This window comes from Mesorhizobium sp. M7A.F.Ca.CA.001.08.2.1, assembly GCF_003998455.1.
GTDB classification, from domain to species: domain Bacteria; phylum Pseudomonadota; class Alphaproteobacteria; order Rhizobiales; family Rhizobiaceae; genus Mesorhizobium; species Mesorhizobium ciceri.
Genome location: NZ_RZPW01000262.1, coordinates 1 through 7,727 on the forward strand (window position 1 = coordinate 1; position 7,727 = coordinate 7,727).

8 protein-coding genes are annotated in these 7,727 nt (G+C 62.5%); 1 reads left to right on the forward strand and 7 read right to left on the reverse strand.

From position 1 onward, the window contains the following. Positions 1 to 81: 81 nt before the first annotated feature. From EN914_RS16970 to EN914_RS16995, 6 genes are all read right to left on the reverse strand, one after another. Complete coding sequence (locus EN914_RS16970; RefSeq protein WP_024502478.1) at positions 82 to 876, reverse strand: DeoR/GlpR family DNA-binding transcription regulator; 795 nt, start codon at positions 874 to 876, stop codon at positions 82 to 84. Positions 877 to 949: 73 nt separating this feature from the next. Beyond that, complete coding sequence (locus tag EN914_RS16975) at positions 950 to 1,606, reverse strand: GntR family transcriptional regulator (protein WP_032898886.1); 657 nt, start codon at positions 1,604 to 1,606, stop codon at positions 950 to 952. Between the two features lie 196 nt (positions 1,607 to 1,802). Beyond that, complete coding sequence (locus EN914_RS16980; RefSeq protein WP_024502476.1) at positions 1,803 to 2,384, reverse strand: hypothetical protein; 582 nt, start codon at positions 2,382 to 2,384, stop codon at positions 1,803 to 1,805. Position 2,385: 1 nt separating this feature from the next. Next, a complete protein-coding gene (locus EN914_RS16985) occupies positions 2,386 to 4,071 on the reverse strand; it encodes an SWIM zinc finger domain-containing protein (RefSeq protein ID WP_024502475.1) in 1,686 nt (561 codons plus the stop codon). Further along, positions 4,068 to 4,406: a hypothetical protein gene (locus EN914_RS16990; protein ID WP_245462031.1), complete on the reverse strand. Its 339-nt coding sequence runs from the start codon at positions 4,404 to 4,406 to the stop codon at positions 4,068 to 4,070. Before EN914_RS16990 ends, EN914_RS16985 begins: the two co-directional genes overlap by 4 nt. Before the next feature lie 186 nt (positions 4,407 to 4,592). Continuing rightward, positions 4,593 to 6,044, reverse strand: coding sequence for a DHA2 family efflux MFS transporter permease subunit (locus EN914_RS16995; RefSeq protein ID WP_024502473.1), 1,452 nt, complete (start codon positions 6,042 to 6,044; stop codon positions 4,593 to 4,595). A 317-nt stretch (positions 6,045 to 6,361) separates the two neighbouring features. Between EN914_RS16995 and EN914_RS17000 the strand changes: the two genes are divergently transcribed. Beyond that, positions 6,362 to 7,378 (forward strand): Zn-dependent oxidoreductase, encoded by a 1,017-nt coding sequence (locus EN914_RS17000; RefSeq protein WP_024502472.1) that lies wholly within the window; start codon positions 6,362 to 6,364, stop codon positions 7,376 to 7,378. A gap of 7 nt (positions 7,379 to 7,385) precedes the next feature. Here EN914_RS17000 and EN914_RS17005 read toward each other — a convergent pair whose 3' ends face one another. Next, the gene (locus EN914_RS17005) at positions 7,386 to 7,664 is read right to left on the reverse strand and encodes a cyclase family protein (protein ID WP_127389165.1); all 279 of its coding nucleotides are present in this window, start codon (positions 7,662 to 7,664) and stop codon (positions 7,386 to 7,388) included. Positions 7,665 to 7,727: the final 63 nt, after the last annotated feature.

Genomic DNA, 7,727 nt, shown 5'->3' on the forward strand with positions numbered 1-7,727 from the left:
CCATGGGACATCCTGCCGTTTTGACACCGGTTGGATCATAGCAGCCGAATTCCAAATATCAACACAAAATACCACAAAATATCACATCAAAGAGGCAATCATCAGCTCAGGCCCTTTGCGCGCAAGCGCTTCAGCGATGTCAGCCTGCGGTTTCGCGTCGACGATCACGCCGGCGGCGCGTTGAAAATTCGGAATCCTGAGCGGCGTCAGCTTTGCGAACTTGCTGCTGTCGAGAACGAAGTAGGTTTTGGCGGCAAGCGCGATCATGCGGCTGCGCTGTTCGGCGCCGGCGCGGGTGAAATCGGTCACCTCGCCGTCGGGCGACAGCGCGCCACCACCGAGGAACGCGATGTCAACGCGAAAGCGCGACATGGCTTCGAGCATGTCGATGCCGGAGGCCGCTTCCTCGCCCGGATCGACTTCGCCACCCAGCACATGCACGCGCATGCCTGAGACGTGGCACAGCAGAAGCGCGATCTTCAGGCTCGCCGTGCAGATGGTGAGATCGCGCAGGTCGGCCATGGCTTGTGCGACGGCCAATGTGGTGGTGCCGGAATCGAGGAACACCACCATGCCGTCCTTTACAAGACCGGCGGCCAGCCTGCCGATCGCGGCCTTGCCTCCGGCATTTTCGTGGCTGCGCAAGCTCATTGCCGGTTCGCTCGGCTCGAAGCGGGCGGCGCCGCCATGGACGATGCCGAGCCGTCCCTTATCCGACAGCAGCTTCAAATCACGGCGGATGGTTTCGCGCGAGACATCGAAGAACCCGGCCAGTTCGGCGACACTGACAGACCCCTGGGCGCCCAGCCGCCGCAGGATCTCTTCGTGGCGACGTGGAGCAAGGGCGCGCGCCGGCAGGCTGCTGTCGGGGGACATGATGATCCTCGGATCGAGTAGCGATGTTGCAATATGTGGCAGTGATCGTGCGGAGGCAACTCAAGCCATGTCGTCAGGATTTTCGCGACAGGCCATCTTCCCTGATCGCGCTGACCAGCGTCTCGCTTCCCTCGCGAAGATGCTGCCTCAGAATGCCTATGGCCCTGTCGCCGTCGCGCCACCGGCAGGCGGCCAGCAGATCGCGGTGCTCCGTCTGCGAGCGGCTGCGATAGTCCAGGTTCGACAGCAGGATGCGGACGTAGCGATCGGCGGCATTGTGGTGCGCCTCGATTAAGGCCAGCAATCGATTGTTGCCGCAGGCATCGTAGAGAGCCAGATGAAAGGCACGGTTCAGCGCGCCCCATCGGCCGACATTGCGCTCCGCGTCGATCTGATCGAGAACCTGTTCCGCCTCGTCGAGCCTGTCACCGGCGAGATTGGGAAGCGAAAGCCGCAACGCCTCGCATTCGAGCAATTCGCGCAGCGCATAGATTTCACTGATCTCGGCGCCGTCCATCCGGGCGACCTGCGCGCCTTTTGTCGGATGAATGGAAACAATACCTTCGGCTTCCAATTGGCGAAGGGCGTCACGAATTGGCATGCGGCTGAAGCCAAACTGCTCGGCCAATTCGTCCTGGCGCAGCGGAGTGCCCGCCTTGATGGTCCCACTGGCAATCGCTTCGCGCAGAACATTGGCGACCTGTTCGGCCACAGTTCGCGGCCCCTGCATCACGCTTTCCGCAAATCCTCGCAATCGATGCTCCCGTCCACCTCGCATCAGCCTAATGGAAAACCGCCCGCGCGGATATAAGTATGCCCGTATACACACCGCTTTCGTGCGGCGCTGGAAACTGCGAGAGTTGCCGTTTTCGGAGGCATCGGCGCGATGCCTGCGACGTCAAGCGGTAGGCTCACCCTGCCGTCTTTCAGCCGGTCCGCGGCAGGTCATGCGCGGAGCGGACCCGGCCAACGCCTCGCCTATAGAGCATTCCACCTTCGGCCGGGGCGAGCAAATCGTCATACGGCGTGAAGTCGGCGACACGCTTGTTGAAGGCGATCTCGCCGCAACCGGGGACAAGGCAGTCGATTTTCCCTTTCGGACATTGACTGAACTTGCAGAGCCGGCCCAGATAATTGTCGGTGCCGGGTTCGATCAGAAAAATATCCAGTTGATGATCGGCGACACTGATCCCTGTTCCCTTCTCAAACGCCTTGCGCAGGGCAAGCGCGGCGGCACGGCGCAGTTCGCCGAGGCGTTCCTGCGAGTCGAGCCAGAGTGCCAGATCCAGATCGCTGCATTCATGCCAGACCTCGATCCGTGCGCGCCGGAATTCGCTGAAGCGCGGCACCTCTTTCCAGAGCGGCTTGGCGACGGAGCCTATGACGGCCACCGCTGCCACCTCGCGAAAACGCGTCCAGGCATCGGCAACGACATCCGCCGCCGCGCGGAACTGCCGCTGGCGTTCCAGCATATAACGGTCTTGTTCCTCGATCGCCGCTCGTCGCATGTCAGGCCAACAGCTTCATGAAATTGCGCTTGCGGCCGAAGCGGGTCTTTACATCCGCCAGGTAAGCGGCGTGTTCGGATGCCCCGCGCAGGCCGGCCATATGGCCGATCAATGCCGCCGCCTCTGCGTAGGCATCATTGCCACCAAACTCGGCTAACCGGTTGACGCGTTCGGCATAAATCGTCAGCGCTTCGCGCGGATGGGTGGCTTCGCTGGCCCGTGCGAGCCTTTCCTTCAGTCCATCGGAAGCACCATGTTCGCGCGTGTTCGCCCAGGCCAGGTCGAACCGCTTCTCCTCGATCAGGATGCCGATGAGCAGTTCGGCCGGATAGTGCCACTTGGATGACTTCTCGCCCGCCAATCTGGATTGGAGACGCGAGACCGCCCGATCGCGCGCTGCCACGCCACCCGTCTTGCACAGCCGCCGATACAATTCCAGGCTCGGCGCCTTTTCGAATGCGCGCCATAGATGTGCTTCGGCATCTGCATCGCGACCGGCTGTGGTCAGCAGTTCGACGGCAAAGAAAACAAGCCGCTCGTCGGGCCGATCGTCCTCGAAGAGCCACAGGCCGTCCTCGGCCCAGCGCAAGGCCTCATCGGCGCGACCGTACGAGAGGCAGAGTTTGGCGATTTGCAGATAAGCTTCCAGTGACGACAGATGCTTGGCGCGAAGCGCGATGCGCGCCTCGACGTCGCCATCTCGTTCGGCAAAGAAATCGAGGATTTCCCGCAGCCTGTAGTGATCCCCATTCAGTATGTGACCGGTCCGGCTCTTGCCGGCGGTTGCGGGCAATTCTTCCCAGGCCTCTGTGGCGAGGCGACGGTATTCGGCCAATCCATCTTCACCGAGGACATCGCTGTAGCGACCGGCCGCGCCACTGAAGGTGTCGTAGTCGCCATTGATCTCGCGTTCGAAAAGGTCACGCGCCAGGGAAACAGAGACGCAAGGCGCCACCTGGGCAGCCTGTAGGTGGATTTCGCATGCCCTGTCGAGAAGCGGCGCGCAATGGCCGTCGGAATCGTCAATGTTCTCCAGGGCAGCCTCGACCTGATCGATGACTTGAATTGCCAGTTTCAGCATGATGTCGGCATGCTTGCTCGGGAGGGCCGCGATCGCATCGAGCGCTTCCTTGACGCCTTGCGCCCAGTCGGGAGCCTCGCGGTAGTCCACGAAGCCATTCGTGGCGGTTGCGCCGTCGATCATCTTGCCGAGGCGCGCCTCGAGTGTCACCTCGTCGCCACTTTGTGTAGCCAGCGTGGCCATTTCCAGCTTGCGCAACAGGATCGGATCGCGCTCGGCAATATCCACGATCATCTCGACAAGTGCTGTCTTGTCCTTGCCCTCCAGATGTTCGCGAATACGCGCGAACATGCCTGCACCTTCCGCTTCGCCATCGCTTCCCGCCGCATTTGTCGCCAGCGCCGCTGCCACCAAATGCTTGCAATAGCCCCAATCCCCGAAAGCACGGCAAGAACACGAACCTTCGATCGACTCGGCAGGCCCCATCAGTTCAACGCGGTAGTCTTCCGTACCGGCAACCTGTGCCAGCACGCGCTTAGACCCAACGGTCAGCAGTTGCACCAGCCCGTCACGCCAATAGGCCTCGCCACGCGAGTACACCTTGTTGCCGACCAGGTCGCGCAGGGCATCAACATCGAAACGGGGGCGACTGTTCTTGCGGTTCATAGTGGCGGCTGGAGCCTTGAATCAGCCGCGATAAGACGCAGGGCCTCGTCCAACGTGACGGCCGCATGCAGCCGCCACCATGCTCCGGTGTGCCTGTACCACATGAGATCGAACCGGGTCTCGGCGAGATGCTCCTCCACATGGTCGAGCCGGGCGAAGGCGGTGTTGAATTCTTCACCGTCATCCGAACGATAGCGCGCGGAAAACCCGTATTTGCTTCCTCGCCACTTGCCGAAGATGTCGAGCGGATGGTCGAGCCGATCCAGCTGGCCATGGATGAACCGTGGCTTCAGAACATCGGCGATGAAACGCTCGCAGTCGGTGGCGATGGCCAACTTCTCGCCAGATGAAAGCTCCTTGACCCACATCGGTCTTGTTTCCAGCTTCGCTATCGCAATCTTTCCGCGCCATCTGCCGCCAACAGCGCTGCGGAGCAGCCCTTGGCCATGCGGGTTATCCACCGTTCATGATAATCGACCGATCCGGTGAGGCAATCCTTCGATCGCAATCCGCATTCGGCATCATTTGCGCGAATTGCCCGGTCGAACGTGGCCACTGACCTGCACGCCGTCCTCGGCACGCAGGTACAGGAAACCAGGAATGGACAGCAGCGGGATGACCGCGGTCAGCAGGAACACCTGGTGGAAGCGTTCCGCTGTCACGATGTGGGTCTCTCCTGCGACTAGGCCCAACACCATGGCGGCGATCGAAACGCCCAGGGAAACGCTGAGTTGCTGCAGGACGCCGCCGAGACTGGTGGCGCGGCTGAGCTTGTCGGCCGGCAGGTCGGCATAGGACAGCGTGTTGGAGGTCATGAACTGCGCCGACCGGATGATCCCGAAGACAAAGACGTAGAGGCCGATCATCCAATGCGGCGTGTCGGCCTCGATCAAGGCAAATCCCGCCACGGCGGCGGAGCCCACCATCGCGCTGCCGATCAGCACGACATTGAAGCCAAAGCGCCGCAACAGCGGCGACAGCAGCGGCCGAATGAGCAAGGCGCCGAAGCTGCCGACGAATGTCAGCGAGCCCGAGGTGACCGGGCTCATACCAAAGCCGACCTGCAGCATCAGCGGCAACAGGAAAGGCACGCCGTTGAGGCCGACGCGGCACAGGCCGCCTGCCAGCGTACCGACCCAGAACGAGCGAAATCGAAACAGCGTCAGATCGACCGCCGGTGCGACGACGCGGCGCGCATAGCGCCCGAAGGCGAGCAGCAGCAGGATCGCGGCGGCCAACACCAACGCTGTCGCCGAAACAGAGATGATCGGCCTCCCGATGCTTTCCAGCCCGAACTGCAGCAGGGCCACGCCGCATCCGACCATCAGGAACCCGGCGAAGTCGAAGCGTTGCACCGCTTCCTCGCGGAAATCGTCGACGAAGCGCAGCGCCGCTAGAATGCCGAGACAACCGAATGGCACGTTGACATAGAATATCCAGCGCCATGACGCGTAAGTGGTCAACAGGCCGCCGAGCAGCGGCCCGATCACAGGCCCCATGATGGCGGGCAAGGTCATGTAGGTCATGGCGGTGATCAGCCCGCTGCGCGGGAAGCTGCGCAGCAGGATCAGCCGCCCGACCGGTGTCATCATGGCGCCGCCCAGCCCCTGCAGGGCGCGCATCGCCAGCAGCATGCCGAAACTGTTGGCCATCCCGCACAGCGCCGAGCCGAGGGTGAAGGTGAAAAGCGCCAGCGCGAACACTTTTCGTGCGCCGAATCTGTCGGCGAACCAGCCGCTGACGGGAATGAATACGGCCAGCGTCAGGATGTAGGTGGTGATCGCCAGGTTCAGCCTGACGGGCGTCGTGTCGAGACTGCGCGCGATGGCGGGGATCGCGGTGGTGATGATGGTGGAATCGAGCTGCTCCATCAGAAAGGCGATGGCGACGATGATCGGGATAATCAGTCTCAGCCTCGGGTCCCGCTCGGTGGCAAATTGAGGCTGTTCCAATGCTGTGGCCAATTCCGTCATGCAGGCGGCTGCTCTACCCCAGTTGGCGCATCCGCGTTCAAAGGCAAGATCGCCTTCTGTGCGGCAGGCCAGCCGAGGCCTGATCACACGGCCTGTCTTATGGTCCGACGAATAGGCAAGCGGTAGTCATTTCTGGTTGTGTGGAGGTCAACAAATCTTGACCATGAGCACCGCCGGCGAGTTGAGCGTCGCGGCAGGCAGTCACCTCGCATTCGACCTTGCTCGATCTCCCTGGGGAACTACCGCCACGCGCGCTTGCAGCTTGACTGCACAACGAAGTTGAGTCACTGGTCGACTAGTATACAAGTGGTGAGACCATGCTTGAAGTTCTCGTTCGCGCGCCGCGGTCGCTGGAAGTCCGGCAGGGCACCATGCCAGAGCCCGGCGCCGGCGAAGTCGTCGTCCATGTCAGCCGTGCGGGTATCTGCGGCTCCGACATTCACATCCTGCACGGCTCCAACCCGTTCGCCGTCTATCCGCGCATCATCGGCCATGAATTCGCCGGCACCGTAACCGCGCTCGGACGCGATGTGACCGGCATAGCGGTGGGAGACAGCGTGGTGGTCGATCCCGTGGTGTCGTGCGGCCACTGCTATCCCTGCCGGGTCGGCCGCTCCAATGTCTGCGCCAACCTCGAAGTGATGGGCGTTCACCGCGACGGCGGTTTTCGCGCCTTCGTAGCGGTGCCTGCGGCAAATGCCATACCGGTTCCAGGAGATATGCCGTTTGGGCTGGCGGCACTGGCCGAGCCGTTTTCCATCGCCGCCAATGTGCTTGATCGTACCGGTTGCGGACCCGAGGACACGGTGCTGATCTATGGCGCCGGCACGGTCGGCGTCACTGTCCTGCAGGTCGCCAAGCTCAAGGGCGCACGCTGCATCGTGGCCGATATCGACGAAGCCCGCCTCGAGCGAGCGCTCCGCTTCGGTGCCGACAGGGTGATCCACTCCGTGCGCGATCCCGTGCCGGCCGCGGTGCGCGGTGAAAATGACGGTCTTGGCCCGACGCTGGTCATTGACGGCGCCGGCATTCCCGCACTTCTTGACGAGGCTTGCCGGCTGGCCAGCCCGGCGGGCCGCATCGGCCTGCTCGGTTTTTCCGATGCCCCATCCAATCTCAGCCAGCAGGAAGTGGTGCGCAAGGAACTGACCATCGTCGGCTCGCGCCTGAACCGCCGGCTGTTGCCGCGCGTCGTCGAATGGCTGGCCGACAAGCGGCTCGACCCGCAAGGCATGATCACGCAGGTCTTCGCGGCGGCGGATGCACGCGCCGCCTTCGACCTTATCGAGAAGGAACCGCAGCGAACGCTGAAGGTCCAGTTGGACTTCTCATGAGCCGGAATTAGCTCTCGACCAGCGCGATGGCGCGTAGCGGCGATCCGCTGCCGCCTTCGATCGCCAGCGGCAAGCTGATCAGGAAGCACAGTGGTGGCACTTCCCCAAGCCGGGCGAAATTCTCGCCGATCAGGATGCCGGCTGAAAGCAGTGTATTGTGCGCCGGGAAATCCTCACTGCCGAAACAATCGATCGACAGGCAGTCCGAGCCGACGATGCGCGCACCGCGCTCGACCAGCAATTCGCTTGCTTGCCGCGACAGGCCGGGCCAGTCGGCGAGAAACACAGCCGGATTCTATCTTTGCTTTCGAGGCCGAACATGGCCTTATACGGCAGGGTGACGCCGTGT